Annotated in this window: 13 protein-coding genes; 3 read left to right on the forward strand and 10 right to left on the reverse strand. The window is 72.9% G+C overall.

The genetic code is table 11. The annotated features are described in order from the left end of the window. Nucleotides 1-59 precede the first annotated feature (59 nt). A complete protein-coding gene (locus WA788_RS10250) occupies nucleotides 60-371 on the reverse strand; it encodes an ATP/GTP-binding protein (RefSeq protein WP_335974695.1) in 312 nt (103 codons plus the stop codon). 218 nt (nucleotides 372-589) lie between these two features. Here WA788_RS10250 and WA788_RS10255 point away from each other — a divergent pair, with 218 nt between their 5' ends. Next, nucleotides 590-1615 (forward strand): LLM class flavin-dependent oxidoreductase, encoded by a 1026-nt coding sequence (locus WA788_RS10255; protein ID WP_335974698.1) that lies wholly within the window; start codon nucleotides 590-592, stop codon nucleotides 1613-1615. Nucleotides 1616-1829: 214 nt separating this feature from the next. On the opposite strand, the gene WA788_RS10260 is transcribed toward WA788_RS10255, so the two are convergent. Then, the gene (locus WA788_RS10260; RefSeq protein ID WP_335974700.1) at nucleotides 1830-2222 is read right to left on the reverse strand and encodes an SCO5389 family protein; all 393 of its coding nucleotides are present in this window, start codon (nucleotides 2220-2222) and stop codon (nucleotides 1830-1832) included. A gap of 226 nt (nucleotides 2223-2448) precedes the next feature. On the opposite strand from WA788_RS10260, the gene nucS reads away from it, so the two are divergent. Then, the gene (nucS, locus tag WA788_RS10265) at nucleotides 2449-3111 is read left to right on the forward strand and encodes an endonuclease NucS (protein WP_335974704.1); all 663 of its coding nucleotides are present in this window, start codon (nucleotides 2449-2451) and stop codon (nucleotides 3109-3111) included. A 156-nt stretch (nucleotides 3112-3267) separates the two neighbouring features. Here nucS and WA788_RS10270 read toward each other — a convergent pair whose 3' ends face one another. The 3 genes from WA788_RS10270 to WA788_RS10280 form a co-directional block, all read right to left on the reverse strand. After that, complete coding sequence (locus WA788_RS10270) at nucleotides 3268-6543, reverse strand: ATP-binding protein (protein WP_335974709.1); 3276 nt, start codon at nucleotides 6541-6543, stop codon at nucleotides 3268-3270. Nucleotides 6544-6840: 297 nt separating this feature from the next. After that, nucleotides 6841-7140: an STAS domain-containing protein gene (locus WA788_RS10275; RefSeq protein ID WP_335974715.1), complete on the reverse strand. Its 300-nt coding sequence runs from the start codon at nucleotides 7138-7140 to the stop codon at nucleotides 6841-6843. 153 nt (nucleotides 7141-7293) lie between these two features. Then, nucleotides 7294-8142 carry a 3-hydroxyacyl-CoA dehydrogenase family protein gene (locus WA788_RS10280; protein WP_335974721.1) on the reverse strand — a complete coding sequence of 283 codons (849 nt, stop codon included), beginning with the start codon at nucleotides 8140-8142 and terminating at the stop codon, nucleotides 7294-7296. Between the two features lie 194 nt (nucleotides 8143-8336). Here WA788_RS10280 and WA788_RS10285 point away from each other — a divergent pair, with 194 nt between their 5' ends. Then, nucleotides 8337-8909 carry a cob(I)yrinic acid a,c-diamide adenosyltransferase gene (locus WA788_RS10285; protein ID WP_335974726.1) on the forward strand — a complete coding sequence of 191 codons (573 nt, stop codon included), beginning with the start codon at nucleotides 8337-8339 and terminating at the stop codon, nucleotides 8907-8909. Between the two features lie 30 nt (nucleotides 8910-8939). Here WA788_RS10285 and WA788_RS10290 read toward each other — a convergent pair whose 3' ends face one another. From WA788_RS10290 to atpA, 5 genes are all read right to left on the reverse strand, one after another. Further along, nucleotides 8940-9389 (reverse strand): DUF2550 domain-containing protein, encoded by a 450-nt coding sequence (locus WA788_RS10290; protein ID WP_435129423.1) that lies wholly within the window; start codon nucleotides 9387-9389, stop codon nucleotides 8940-8942. 184 nt (nucleotides 9390-9573) lie between these two features. After that, a complete protein-coding gene (locus WA788_RS10295; protein ID WP_335974732.1) occupies nucleotides 9574-9948 on the reverse strand; it encodes a F0F1 ATP synthase subunit epsilon in 375 nt (124 codons plus the stop codon). Between the two features lie 153 nt (nucleotides 9949-10101). After that, entirely contained in the window at nucleotides 10102-11544 is a 1443-nt protein-coding gene (gene atpD, locus WA788_RS10300; RefSeq protein WP_335974734.1) for a F0F1 ATP synthase subunit beta, read from the reverse strand. A gap of 4 nt (nucleotides 11545-11548) precedes the next feature. Further along, nucleotides 11549-12493, reverse strand: a complete 945-nt coding sequence (locus tag WA788_RS10305; RefSeq protein WP_335974738.1) for a F0F1 ATP synthase subunit gamma — start codon at nucleotides 12491-12493, stop codon at nucleotides 11549-11551. A gap of 4 nt (nucleotides 12494-12497) precedes the next feature. Continuing rightward, nucleotides 12498-14069, reverse strand: coding sequence for a F0F1 ATP synthase subunit alpha (gene atpA, locus WA788_RS10310; protein ID WP_335974741.1), 1572 nt, complete (start codon nucleotides 14067-14069; stop codon nucleotides 12498-12500). Nucleotides 14070-14119: the final 50 nt, after the last annotated feature.

The following is a 14119-nucleotide window of genomic DNA, read 5'->3' on the forward strand; positions in this document are numbered from 1 at the left end:
CGGTCCGGTCCGCCCGGGACCTGCCCCGGGGCTCCTTCGGGCCGAGGCGGGCCGACGGCTCAGTAGCGCGGCGCGTTACGGGACCGCTGCACCTTGCTGGTGCGGCGGTCCCGCGCGTTCCAGCAGGCGCGGTGCCAGTGCCGGCGGTCGTCCACGCCGTTGTACTCGCGCCAGGCCACCACATGGCCGACGCCGGGCGGGATCTCCTGGTCGCAGCCGGGGCAGCGGTAGTGCTTCGCCGAGGCGCTGCCGGCGATCGGCCGCACCACCCACTCCTCGCCCTGCCACTGCTCGGTCCGGCCACTGCCCAGGCCGGGTTCCCACTGCTGGGCGGACTCCCGCTGGTAGGGGCGGTTACGTCGCGGCGACACGGGACACCTCGCGCTCTGCCCGGCCGGAACCCGGGCTGCACTGGCTCGACAGCGGACCGGTCCGAGCCGCCGGAGGGGACGGACCGTTCCCACCAGGTTACGCGTACGCACAAGGACCGGCCGAACACCCCACACGCTGCCGAAAATCATGAAAACTCCCGCACCAGGCCGTGCCTTTGGCACGTGCCAGGCGTTGGACGGGGAAAAGGGGGTGCGTGATGCGGATCGGGACGTTCGTCCTCGCGGCCCAGTTCCCCGGTCAGGGACAGGGCGAGGCGCTGGGCCGGGCGATATCCACGGCCGACGCGGCGGAGGCCGCCGGACTGGACGCGGTGTGGCTCGCCGAACACCACTTCGTGCCGTACGGGGTCTGCCCGTCGGCGGTCACCCTGGCCGGGCTGATGCTCGGCCGCACCTCCCGGATCGGGGTCGGCACCGCGGTGAGCGTGCTGCCCAACGTGCACCCCGTCGCCCTCGGCGAGCAGGCCGCGCTGCTGCACCTCGCCTCCGGCGGCCGCTTCACCCTCGGTGTCGGCCGCGGCGGCCCCTGGGTGGACCTGGAGGTCTTCGGCGCCGGGCTGGACGCCTTCGAGACCGGCTTCCCGGAATCACTCGATCTGCTGATGCGCTGGCTGCGCGAACCGGCCGTCGGGGCCCGCGGCACCCGCTACGCCTTCCCCGAAGTGGCCGTGGTGCCGCGGCCGGACGAACTCGACGGGCAGCCGGGCCCCCCGGTGGTCGTGGCCTGCACCTCCCCCGGGACCGTGCGCGAGGCCGCCCGCCGCTGCCTGCCGATGCTGCTGGGCATGCACTGCGGCGACGACGACAAGGCCGCGATGGTCGCGATGTGGCAGCAGTCCGCCCGCGAGGCCGGGCACCCGCCCGAGGCGGTCTCGGCCGCCGGCCATGTCTCCGCGGGCGTGGTGCAGGTCGCCGACAGCCGCGCGGACGCCGTGGAGACGCTGGCCAAGGCAATGCCCGGCTGGCTCCGCGAGGGCCTGGCCGCGCACCGCACCTACGACGGCAGCCCCCGCCGGATGCGCGACCCGCACGGCTACACCGAACTCCTCTGCGACCTGCACCCGGTGGGCCCGCCCCGGCTCTGCGCCGACCGGCTCGCCGCCACCGCGGAACGCACCGGCATCACCCGCTTCGCACTGCTCGCCGAGGGCTCCGGGGACCTCGCCGCCACCATGGAGAACATCGCCCGGCTGGGCGGCGAGGTGCTCCCGGAACTGTCCTGATCCGGTGTGGACCGCCCCGCACCGCCGCACGCCTGGTTGTGCGCGGCACCGTTGATCGGTTACGGGTGGCTGCCGATCAACGACGGAGCGTACACCGCCGACCTGCCCCACCGGCGGTGCACCGGCCGCGGCCCGGCGCCTCGCCCCGGCGCGGGACCGCCCGCCGCCCGGCCCCGCGAACGGGTCGGCCGGCGCGGGCGGCGCGGCGGACGCCTCAGCAGTCCCGCAGCTCCGGCGACTGGTTGAGCACCTGCGACCGCAGCGAGGTGAACTCGGCGTGGCTGCGCTCCACCGCCGGGTCCAGCGGGAAGACCGCCACCCGGTGGCAGTTCTGGAAGGCCAGCCGCACCCCGAAGTGCCGCTGGAGCGCGCCGCGTATCGCGTCACTGGCCAGCGCACGCAGCAGCTGGCCGCGCTCCTTCTCACTCGGCGGCGGCACCTGATTGTCGGCGAACTCCCCACCGTCGACCTTCAGTTGCGCCACCAGCGAGCTGATCATCTCCCACGCGTAAGGGAGGGACGTCCGGACGCAGTCGACGAACTCTCGCTCGTCGACCTCGCCTCGCTCGGCCTGTTCGAGAAGGGCCGGTGAGACGTCGAGCGACATGGGTACTCCTCTCGTGACCACGCGTCCGGCGGGACGGGGGTCTGCGGGCACCGCGCACGGCCGTAACCGCCGTGCGGGAGGACATGTTGCCCGGAGGCCGCCCAAGCTGTGCGGGTCGGCCCCGGCACGTCAACCGTAGGCGTCACCTGCGCGGCCGCACCAGGCGGCGGCACCCACAACCGGCCAATTTTCCGGGCGGGGCCGGGGTCGGATAGCGTTGCGCACCATGCGCCTCGTGATCGCCCGCTGCTCCGTGGACTACGCCGGCCGGCTGTCCGCCCATCTCCCGTCCGCCACACGGCTGTTGCTCATCAAAGCCGACGGCAGCCTCTCCGTGCACGCGGACGACCGCGCCTACAAGCCGCTCAACTGGATGTCCCCGCCCTGCTCGCTCAAGGAGGGCGACGACGGGGTGTGGACGGTCACCAACAAGGCCGGCGAGCAGCTGATCATCACGATCGAGGAGATCCTGCACGACTCGTCGCACGAGTTGGGGGTCGACCCGGGGCTCATCAAGGACGGCGTCGAGGCGCACTTGCAGGAGTTGCTGGCGGACCGGATGGAGGTGCTCGGCGCCGGCTGGAGCCTGATCCGCCGCGAGTACCCCACGCCCATCGGCCCGGTGGACATCCTCTGCCGGGACGGCGCCGGCGCCACCGTGGCGATCGAGATCAAGCGGCGCGGGGAGATCGACGGGGTGGAGCAGCTCACGCGCTACCTCGAACTGCTCAACCGCGACACCCGGATCGCGCCCGTGAAGGGCGTGTTCGCCGCGCAGGAGATCAAGCCGCAGGCGAGGGTGCTCGCGACCGACCGCGGGATCGACTGCGTCGTGCTGGACTACGACGCCCTGCGCGGCATCCAGGACGACAAGCTCCGCCTGTTCTGATGTGAGGGTGGGGGTGCGGGACCGCTCGGGCTGCCCCGTCCTGTCGGTTCCCGGACCGTCCGCCGGTGATGGGCTGGTCGCTCCGTTCTCCCCCAGAGCTTCGCCTGGGCGGCGCCCCCACGCGCCCCTTTTGGAACCGTGCGTACGCTTGCTCGCCTACGGGGCGGGGGAATCGGTGGTGGCCGAGGGCGTGTCAGGAGCTGTGACGGAAGCACTCACACTGGCGCTCTGGGAGTCGGTCCCCGGAGGGCTGTCGGTCGGCGACTGCGTCGTCGTGGTGGGAGACGAGGAAGGGCTTCCGGACGGGGACGCCGATGTCGACGGCGACGTGGAAGGCGTCCTGGTTGGCTTGCCGCCACCGCCACCGCCGCCGCCCCCGCCGCTGCTGCCGCTCCCCGCATGGGTGGGGCTGGTGGTGGTCGGCGGGGTGGTGGGGGGTTCGGCCGTGGGGCTGGTGGTGCCCGCGGCAGTGGTGGACGTGGTGGAGGGCGACGGGGAGGCGCTGGAGGCCGTGGTGGAGGGCGCGGCCGTCGTCGTGTCCTGAGCGGGCTCCGAGGACTGCGGCGGGTCCTCCTGGACGGACTCGATCGGCTTGACCTGGTTGTCCGGGTGGCTGTCGCCGCTGCCCGAGGTGGCGCCGAGGGTGACGATCGTGCCGACCACGGCGGCGATCAGGACCCCGGTGCCCGCGGCCACGAGATTGCGGCGGGACCCGGCCGCCGCGAGCTTGCGCACTCCCGGCCCGGCCGGGGCGGCGGCGGGGACCGCGGCGGGCGCGGGCCTGCTGATCAGCACCGGCGGCGCGGGCGGCGCCAGTTCGGGCAGCGTGAGCGTCCCGTCGGCGGCCGGCTGCGGCACGGCCACCGGGGCCAGCACCTCCGTCGCGTCCTCGGCGCCGATCAGGTCGGTGACGAGCGCGAGCGTACGGCGGCCGACGACCGTGCCCTGCCGGTCGGCCAGCGCCGAGCGCAGCGCGATGGACGCCTCCAGGTCGGCGCGGGCCCGCTGGAGGTTGCCGCCGCACAGCGCGAGGACGCCCAGTTCGTGCAGGAAGTACGCCTCCTCGGCGACCTCGCCCGACAGCCGCGCGGCCTCCTGGCCGACCCGCAGCGCCCGTTCCCAGGCGCCCCAGTGCAGCGCGGCGGCGAACGCGGGCGCGACCGTACGGGCCAGCAGCACCGCGGCGCTCGCGTGCCCGCCGTCACGGCAGGCCGTCATCGCCGCGAGGATCGCCTCGGACTCGGCGGTGGCCCGCTCGGGGGTGACCGAGGGGTGCCCGGTCCACCAGGCGTAGTGCAGCGCCGCGGTGTGCGCCTGGACGTCGGACAGCTCACCGTCGACCGACAGGCTCGGGGCGAGCTGCGCCACGACCCCGGCCGCCAGCCGGAAGTGCGCGGCGACCGGCACCGCGAGCCCCACGGACGTCAACTCGCCGAGCGCCGCGTCCCCGTGGGTGTCGCCGACCAGCGCGGGCAGGTGCGAGGGGTGCGGGCACTCGCCGTCGAGCGCGACCGCGAAGGCCAGCGCCTCCCGGGCGGCCTCGCTCAGCCGCGACGCCAGCAGGTCCGCGGGGGCGGCGCTCTGCGCGAGCGAGGGCAGCGGGACCCGCGCGGGCCGCGCGCCCGCCGCGGACGGGTCGGCCGCGGGCGCGCCCTTCCGCCAGACCGAGTCGTCCCACTCCCCCGCCTCGGGCTCCTCCACGGCCGTCCGCAGCGCGTCGCGCTGCCGCAGCAGCGCGCCCGCCTGCACGAAGCGCAGCGGCAGCCCCTCGGACTCGAACCACAGGTCGGCCGCCCACGCCACCTCGTCGTCGGCCAGCGGCCGTCCGGCGGCCAGGTGCAGCAGGTCGAGGCTGGCGGCGCGGCTGAGCCCGGCGAGGAGGACCTCCTCGACCCCGGACTCGGCGGCGGGTGCGGGCACGTCGGGCGTGGCGGCGGTCAGGAAGGCGCACTCGGGGGCCGCGGCGAGCAGTTCCTCCAGCGCGGCGCCGCCGAACTCCAGGTCGTCCACGACGACCACGGCGCCGACCTCGCGCAGCAGCCCGGGCAGTTCGGCGCGGCCGGGCCGGTAGCCGTCCCCGGCGTAGACGACGCTGTACAGGTCCTGGAGGACGTCGCCGACGGTGCGGTGGTAGCCGGACAGCCACAGCACGCCGTCGGGCGCGAGGTCGCCGCAGGCGTTGGCCACGGACTCCAGCAGGGCGGTGCGGCCGGCTCCGGACGAGCCGGTGACGCGTATGGAGCGGCCGCGGGCCAGCAGCCGGATCACCCGCTCCCGCTCCTCGTCGCGCTCCAGCAGCGGCAGTTCGGGGCCGGGCGGGCCGGGCGGCGGGGTGGGCCGGGCGCCGGCGGTGCGCGCGCCCAGCTCGGCCTTGCCGCGGCGCACCGGCACCCGCGCCTCCTCCGGCGGGCAGGCGACGACCTCGGTGCCGTCCACGTGGTTGATGGTGAGCAGGTAGTCCGCGGCCACCACCCGCTCGACCTTGCTGCTCGGGCCACTGCTGCCGACCATGTCGGGCGCGAGCGGGTCCCGGGCGGGCCGGGTCGTGCGCGGTACGGGCGCGGTCGCGTCGAACAGCGAGGGGGTACTGCTCGGGCGCAGCGCGGGCAGCCGGTCGTCGGACCCGCCGCTGCCGCTGACCGCGCCGGCGGCGAACCCGTCGAAGCTGCCGCCCTGGCGCGCGGAGCGGCCGAAGGCGTCGGACGTGCCGAAAGCGTCGAAATCGTCCGACGGGTCGGAGCTGCCGGAGCTGTGCGCGGCGCCGCTCAGGTCGCGGTCCGCGGGTGCCAGTCCGCCCGGCCCGCTCACGTCCCCGCCGAAGGGGACGAGGCCCGTGCCGGGGTCGCCCTGCCCCTCGGGGGCGTACGGCGCCACGGCACCGAAGTCCCCGCCCGAGCCGACGCCGACCACCGGCCCGACCCCGACCACCGGCCCGACCGCCGTATCGGCGTCGGCCGCGCCGACCGCGCCACCCGAGCCGACCGCTCCATCCGAGCCGGCCGCACTACTCGTGTCGGCCGCGCCGCTCGGCTCCTGGCCGTCGGTGCGGTCCGGGGTGGGGCGGCGATTGCCGAACGCGTCGAAGCTCGCGGCGCCCTCCAGCCGCGCGACGGCACCCGCACCGGCGGCGAGCCCGAGGCCGTCGTCCGCCTCGTCGACCGGTGCCTGCGGGACGGCCCCCGTCCCGGCGAGGGCACCGGAACCGGCGAAGCCGTCGGGGCTGTCAGAACCGTTCCCGCCGTGGGGCCGCGCCTCGGGGCGGCGCCGGTCGGACCGGCCGAGCGGTCGCGGCGCACCGGCGGCGAACGCGTCGAACGCCCCGGCGGGCCGCTGACCGGCAGCGGAGCCGGGGCCGTGGGGCCGCGGCGCGGAGCCGTGTGCGCCGTCGCCGTCCGGGCCCTCGACGGGCTCGAAGCGCTCGGTGTCATCCATGTCGTACGCCCCCAAGGTGCGTCACGGGCGGGGGCCGCCACGGGCTGCCGCGGGTCCGCGCATACGGACCGCCGCCCGGTTTCCCCTCTGCGGCGTGCGCGGTGGCACGCCTCCTGGCCATCGATGCGCAAACTCTAAAGGTTCGCACACCGCCGTTGAAGTGCCGGGGTGCCCCACCGGGGAAAAGCGGGGAACTCCCGGGGGGTACCGGCGGAAAACCGGGGAACGGCGCCGTTTGTCCGCTTTGCCCGGCCGATGCCGGCCGCTCGACCCCTGCCTGCTCGGCTCCCGGCCGCCCTACTTCTCCGCCTCGATCGCGAGAATCCGGTGCAGCCGGGTGGCGACCAGCAGCCGCTGCATCTGCGGGGGCACCCCGCGCAGCACCAGCCGGCGGCCACCGCGACCGGCCCGGCGGTGGGCGCCCATGATCACGCCGAGGCCGGTCGCGTCCCACGAGTCGAGTTCGGTGAGGTCCAGCACCAGGTCGCCCTGCCCCGCGTCGAGCGCGGTGTGCAGGGCGGTACGGGCGTCCGCGGCGCTGCGCACGTCGAGGCGCCCCCCGACGACCAGCTCGGCGTGGTCGCCCCTGATGTGCATAGTCACTCTCCCCGTGCGGTGGTCGGACGACGCCCTGCGCGCGGCGCGAACGCGTCGGTCCGTCAGTCCTCACACAACTGACGGTCCGTTGCATACAGAAGTTGCCAGCTGTGAGCGAACCGATACCGAATTCACTCCTCCGAGTGAATTCCGTTAGTGCGTGTAGAACCCTTGCCCGCTCTTGCGGCCCAGATCACCCGCGTCCACCATCCGCCGCATCGACTCCGGCGGGGCGAACTTCTCGTCCTTGGACTCGGTGTAGACGGTGTCGAAGGCGTGCAGCAGGATGTCCACGCCGGTCAGGTCGGCGGTGGCGAGTGGGCCCATGGCGTGGCCGAAGCCGAGCTTGCACGCGATGTCGATGTCCTCCGCGGAGGCGACCCCGGACTCGTGCAGCCTGACCGCCTCCACCACCAGCGCGGCGATCAGCCGGGTGGTGACAAAGCCCGCCACGTCGCGGTTGACCACGATGCAGGTCTTGCCGACGCCCTCGGCGAACTCCCGGGCCCGGGCGAGCGTCTCGTCGCTGGTCTTGTGGCCGCGGACCAGTTCGCACAGCCCCATGAGCGGCACCGGCGAGAAGAAGTGCGTGCCGACGACGCGTTCGGGGTGCTGCGTGGCCGCGGCGATCTTCGTGATCGGGATCGCGGAGGTGTTGGAGGCGAGCACCGTGTCCTCGCCGACCAGCCGGTCCAGGGTGCGGAAGACGTCCCGCTTGACGTCGACGTCCTCGAACGCGGCCTCCACCACGAAGTCCGCGTCGGCGGCCGCGTCGAGGTCGGTAGTCGTGGTGATCCGGGCGAGCGCCGCCTCGGCGTCGTCCGCGGCCAGCCGGCCCTTCGCCACGAACTTCTCGTAGGACGCGGCGATCGCGCTCCGGCCGCGGGCCAGCGCCTCGTCGGTCACGTCGCGCAGCACCACCTCGTAGCCCGCCTGCGCGGACACCTGCGCGATACCGGCGCCCATCAGTCCTGCTCCGACGACGGCGAGCTTCTTCGGCACGGCACACACCTCTCCGTTGGGGTATCTGGCCGGACCCTAACGCCCCTTCAGCACCCGCCGCAGCACCATGTCGGCCGCGTCACCCTGTGTCCTTGGTCGCACAGTTGACGTCCCGGGACGCCACTGCGACGCCGCCGCGGGCGCGGGCGCGGCACCGTGGGCGGCCGCCCGCGGCAGGCCCTACGCTCGTCGGCATGGTCAACCTCACCCGTATCTACACCCGTACCGGCGACGACGGCAGCACGGCGCTCGGCGACATGAGCCGCACCGCCAAGACCGACACCAGGATCGGCGCGTACGCCGACGCCAACGAGGCCAACGCGGTGCTCGGCGTGGCGCTCGCGCTCGGCGACCTGGCCGAGCCGGTGGCCGCCGTCGTGACGCGGGTCCAGAACGAGCTCTTCGACGTGGGCGCGGACCTGGCCACCCCGGTGGTGCCGGACCCGAAGTACCCGCCGCTGCGGGTGGAGCAGCCCTACGTGGACCGGCTGGAGGCCGACTGCGACCGCTTCCTCGCGGGCCTCGACAAGCTGCGCAGCTTCATCCTGCCCGGCGGCACCCCCGGCGCGGCGCTGCTGCACCAGGCCACCACCGTGGTCCGCCGCGCGGAGCGCTCCACGTGGGCGGCGCTGGCGGAGTACGGCGACACGATGAACCCGCTCACCGCGACCTATCTCAACCGGCTCTCGGACCTGCTGTTCATCCTCGCCAGGACCGCCAACGTCGCGCGCGGCGACGTGCTGTGGGTGCCGGGCGGCGACCGCTGAGGGGACGGCGGACGGGAGCGGGGAAAACCGTCAGGCGACGTTGACCCGCTGGCCGGGCGGGGCCGCCTCCAGCCAGGCGAGGAAGCCGGTCAGCGCGTCGTCGCTCATCGCCAGCTCCAGGGCGGTGCCGCGGTGCACGCAGCACAGCACCACCGCGTCGGACAGCAGCGCCAGTTCCTCGGAGCCCTGCGGCTCGCGGCGGCCGGTGACCTCGATCGCGGGCCGCTCCAGCACCCGGCGCGGCCGCACCGCGTACGAGAAGACCCGGAACCACTCGACCCGGTCACCGCTGTAGCGGGCCACCCCGTAGACCCAGCCCTTGCCGGCCGCGGAGTCGCCCTCGCCGGTCGGAACCGTGCGCAGCGAGCAGTCGAAGGTGCCGCCGGGACGCTGGATGAGGCGGCGGCGCAGGCCGAAGAGGAAGAGGCCGAGCAGCGCTGCCACCAGGACGGCGCCACCCACTTCGAAAGCGAGGATCACGTCCATCGACCTCCTCGCCTCACCATGGTTGCCGCCCTTGCTGCGTGCGGTGCCGCGGCCCGCCCTTGCGGGCGTTCCGCGGCACCGTGGGTCCTGCCGGGTCCTGCGTGGTCCTGCGTGTGGGTGCTGCTGTGTGGGTCCTGCTGCCGTCGTACTCGGGGTACGCCGTGCGGGACTACGTCCTTCAGTGTGCGCCCGCCGCGGCGGCGAGCCGCACCTCCGCCCGCCGCTCGGCCGCGGCGTCGGACTCGGACTTCGAGCGCTGGAGCGCCCGCTCGGCCCGGTCGACGTCGATCTCCTCGGCGAGTTCGGCGATCTCCGCGAGGACGGAGAGCTTGTTGTCCGCGAACGAGATGAACCCGCCGTGCACGGCGGCGACGACGGTGCCGCCCTCACTGGTCCTGATGGTGATCGGACCGGACTGGAGCACCCCGAGCACCGGCTCGTGGTTGGCCATGATGCCGATGTCACCCGACTTGGTACGGGCGACGACCAGGTTGGCCTCGCCGGACCAGACGTTGCGGTCCGCGGCGACCAGCTCGACGTGAAGATCGGCCAAGACGGCTCCTCGGGTTGGCACCCACCGTCTGCGGAGGATGCGTAGGACACAGAATAAGGGGTGCGACCGGAAGGCCGGTCCGGGGACCCCGTACGGAGTCCCGCGGACCGCCCCCCGGCCGCGTGGGCCTGGCGGCCCAGGTGGTGCGAGGCGTCAGCTCACGCCGAGCTTCTTGGCGTTGGCCTTGAGGTCGTCCAGGCCACCGCACATGAAGAACGCCTGCTCCGGGAAGTGGTCGAACTCACCGTCGGCGATCGCGTTGAACGCCGTGATCGACTCGTCCAGGGACACGTCCGAGCCGTCCACACCGGTGAACTGCTTCGCCGCGTGGGTGTTCTGCGACAGGAAGCGCTCGATCCGGCGGGCCCGGAAGACGGTGAGCTTGTCCTCCTCGCCCAGCTCGTCGATGCCGAGGATGGAGATGATGTCCTGGAGGTCCTTGTACTTCTGCAGGATTCCCTTGACGCGGGAGGCGCACTCGTAGTGCTCCTGCGTGATGTAGCGCGGGTCCAGGATGCGCGAGGTGGAGTCCAGCGGGTCCACCGCGGGGTAGATGCCCTTCTCCGAGATCGGCCGGGAGAGCACGGTCGTCGCGTCGAGGTGCGCGAAGGTCGTGGCCGGGGCCGGGTCGGTCAGGTCGTCCGCGGGGACGTAGATCGCCTGCATCGAGGTGATCGAGTGGCCGCGGGTCGAGGTGATCCGCTCCTGGAGCAGACCCATCTCGTCGGCGAGGTTCGGCTGGTAGCCCACCGCGGAGGGCATCCGGCCGAGCAGCGTGGAGACCTCGGAACCGGCCTGGGTGAACCGGAAGATGTTGTCGATGAAGAACAGCACGTCCTGGTTCTGCACATCGCGGAAGTACTCCGCCATGGTCAGGCCGGCCAGGGCGACGCGCAGCCGGGTGCCCGGCGGCTCGTCCATCTGGCCGAAGACGAGGGCGGTCTGCGGGAGCACGCCGGACTCGGCCATCTCCTCGATCAGGTCGTTGCCCTCACGGGTGCGCTCGCCGACGCCGGCGAAGACGGAAACGCCCTCGTGCAGCTTGGCCACACGCATGATCATTTCCTGGATGAGCACGGTCTTGCCGACGCCCGCGCCGCCGAACAGGCCGATCTTGCCGCCCTTGACGTACGGGGTGAGCAGGTCGACGACCTTCAGGCCGGTCTCGAACATCTCGGTCTTCGACTCGAGGTCGTCGAACTTCGGCGCCTTGCGGTGGATCGCCCAGCGCTCGGTGACCTCGGACTCGGCCTCCGGCTCGTTGAGGATCTGGCCGAGGGTGTTGAAGACGCGGCCCTTGGTGACGTCGCCGACCGGCACGGTGATGCCGTCGCCGGTGTTGGTCACCGGGGCCTGGCGGACCAGGCCGTCGGTGGGCTGCATGGAGATGGCGCGGACCAGGCCGTCGCCCAGGTGCTGCGCGACCTCGAGGGTCAGCGTCTTGGTGGCGCCGTCCGCGGCCGGGTCGATCACGTCGACGTGCAGCGCGTTGTAGATCTCCGGCATGGCGTCGACGGGGAACTCCACGTCGACGACCGGGCCGATGACCCGCGCCACGCGCCCGGTGGCCGTGGTGGTTTCAACAGTGGTGGTCATGTGGTCAGTCACTCCCCGCGCTAGCGTCGGCGAGGGCGCTCGCGCCACCGACGATCTCGCTGATTTCCTGGGTGATGTCGGCCTGTCGGGCCGCGTTGGCAAGCCGCGTGAGCGACTTGATGAGGTCTTCCGCGTTGTCGGTCGCGGACTTCATCGCCCGGCGGCGGGCCGCGTGCTCGGAAGCGGCGGCCTGGAGCAGCGCGTTGTAGATCCGGCTCTCGACGTACCGCGGCAGCAGCGCGTCCAGCACGCCTTCCGCGGACGGCTCGAACTCGAACAGCGGCAGGGCCTCGCCCTTCTTGTGCTGCACGTCGTCGCCGTCCTCGCCGGCCGCGGCGGAGCCCGCCGCGTCGTCGAGGGTCAGCGGCAGCAGCCGCTTGGCCACCGGGTTCTGCGTCATCATCGAGACGAACTCGGTGAAGACGATGTGCAGCTCGTCCACCCCGCCCTCGGCCGTGTCCGTCAGCAGCGCCTCGATCAGGGGCGCCGCGACGGCCTTGGCGTCGGAGTACTGCGGGCTGTCGGAGAAGCCGGTCCAGGACTCCACGACCGGGCGCTCACGGAAGCTGTAGTACGCCACCGCCTTGCGCCCGATGACATAGGACTCCACCGACTTGCCCTGGGCGCTCAGCTGCTCGCCGAGGCGCTCCGCGGCCTTGATCGCGTTGGAGGAGTACCCGCCGGCCAGACCGCGGTCACTGGTCACGACCAGTACCGCGGCCCGGGTCGGGTGCTCCGCCTCGGTGGTCAGCGGGTGCTTGGTGTTGGAGCCGGTCGCGACCGCGGTCACCGCGCGGGTCAGCTCGTCCGCGTACGGGGACGAGGCCGCCACCTGGCGCTGGGCCTTGATGATCCGCGAGGCCGCGATCATCTCCATCGCCTTGGTGATCTTCTTGGTGGCGGAGACGGACCTGATCCGGCGCTTGTAGACCCGAATCTGTGCGCCCATGCGATCAGCCCTCGACCAGCAGCGTGCCCGAGGACGTCTCGAACTGCTTCTTGAAGGCGGCCACCGCGTCGGTCAGCGTCTCCACGGTCTCGTCCGGCAGCTTGCCGGTCTCGACGATCGCGGTCAGCAGCGACTTGTGCTCGCGGTGCAGGTAGTCCAGCAGCTCGCGCTCGAACCGGCGGATGTCCTCCACCGGTACGTCGTCGAGCTTGCCGGTGGTGCCGGCCCAGATCGACACGACCTGGTCCTCGATCGGGAAGGGCGCGTACTGGCCCTGCTTGACCAGTTCCATCATCCGCTGGCCGCGCTCGAGCTGGGCCTTGGAGGCCGCGTCGAGGTCGGAACCGAAGGCGGCGAACGCCTCCAGCTCGCGGAACTGCGCGAGGTCGAGCTTGAGCCGGCCGGAGACCTGCTTCATCGCCTTGATCTGCGCGGAGCCGCCGACGCGGGAGACCGAGATACCGACGTTCAGCGCGGGCCGCTGGCCGGCGTTGAAGAGGTCGGACTCCAGGAAGCACTGGCCGTCGGTGATGGAGATGACGTTGGTCGGGATGAACGCCGACACGTCGTTGGCCTTGGTCTCCACGATCGGCAGACCGGTCATGGAGCCGGCGCCGAGGTCGTCGGAGAGCTTGGCGCAGCGCTCCAGCAGGCGGGAGTGCAGGTAGAACACGTCGCCCGGGTACGCCTCGCGGCCCGGCGGGCGGCGCAGCAGCAGGGAGACCGCGCGGTAGGCGTCGGCCTGCTTCGACAGGTCGTCGAAGACGATCAGGACGTGCTTGCCCTGGTACATCCAGTGCTGGCCGATGGCCGAGCCGGTGTACGGGGCGAGGTACTTGAAGCCGGCCGGGTCGGACGCCGGGGCGGCGACGATCGTGGTGTACTCCAGCGCGCCGGCCTCCTCCAGCGCGGCGCGCACGCCGGCGATGGTGGAGCCCTTCTGGCCGATGGCGACGTAGATGCAGCGGACCTGCTTCTTCGGGTCGCCCGAGCGCCAGTTGTCGCGCTGGTTGATGATCGTGTCGATGGTCAGCGCGGTCTTGCCGGTCTGCCGGTCGCCGATGATCAGCTGGCGCTGGCCGCGGCCGATCGGGGTCATCGCGTCGACGGCCTTGAGGCCGGTCTGCATCGGCTCGTGCACCGACTTGCGCTGCATGACGGTCGGCGCCTGGAGCTCGAGGGCGCGGCGGCCCTCGGTCTCGATCTCGCCGAGGCCGTCGATCGGGTTGCCCAGCGGGTCCACGACCCGGCCGAGGTAGCCCTCACCGACTGCGACGGAGAGCACCTCGCCGGTGCGCTGCACCGGCTGGCCCTCCTCGATGCCGTCGAACTCGCCGAGGATGATCGCACCGATCTCGCGCTCCTCGAGGTTGAGGGCGAGGCCGAGGGTGCCGTCCTCGAACTTCAGCAACTCGTTCGCCATGGCCGAGGGCAGACCCTCGACCTTCGCGATGCCGTCACCGGCAACGCTGACCGTGCCGACCTCCTCGCGCGAGGCGGCGTCCGGCTGGTACGACTGGACGAAAGTATCCAGCGCGTCCCGGATCTCCTCCGGCCGGATCGTGAGCTCCGCCATCTGGGTTCCCTGCTCTCCTTGTTGGGCCCTGTATTCCTCACGGCCCAACT

This window comes from Streptomyces sp. CA2R106 (assembly GCF_037034245.1).
Lineage (GTDB): Bacteria > Actinomycetota > Actinomycetes > Streptomycetales > Streptomycetaceae > Actinacidiphila.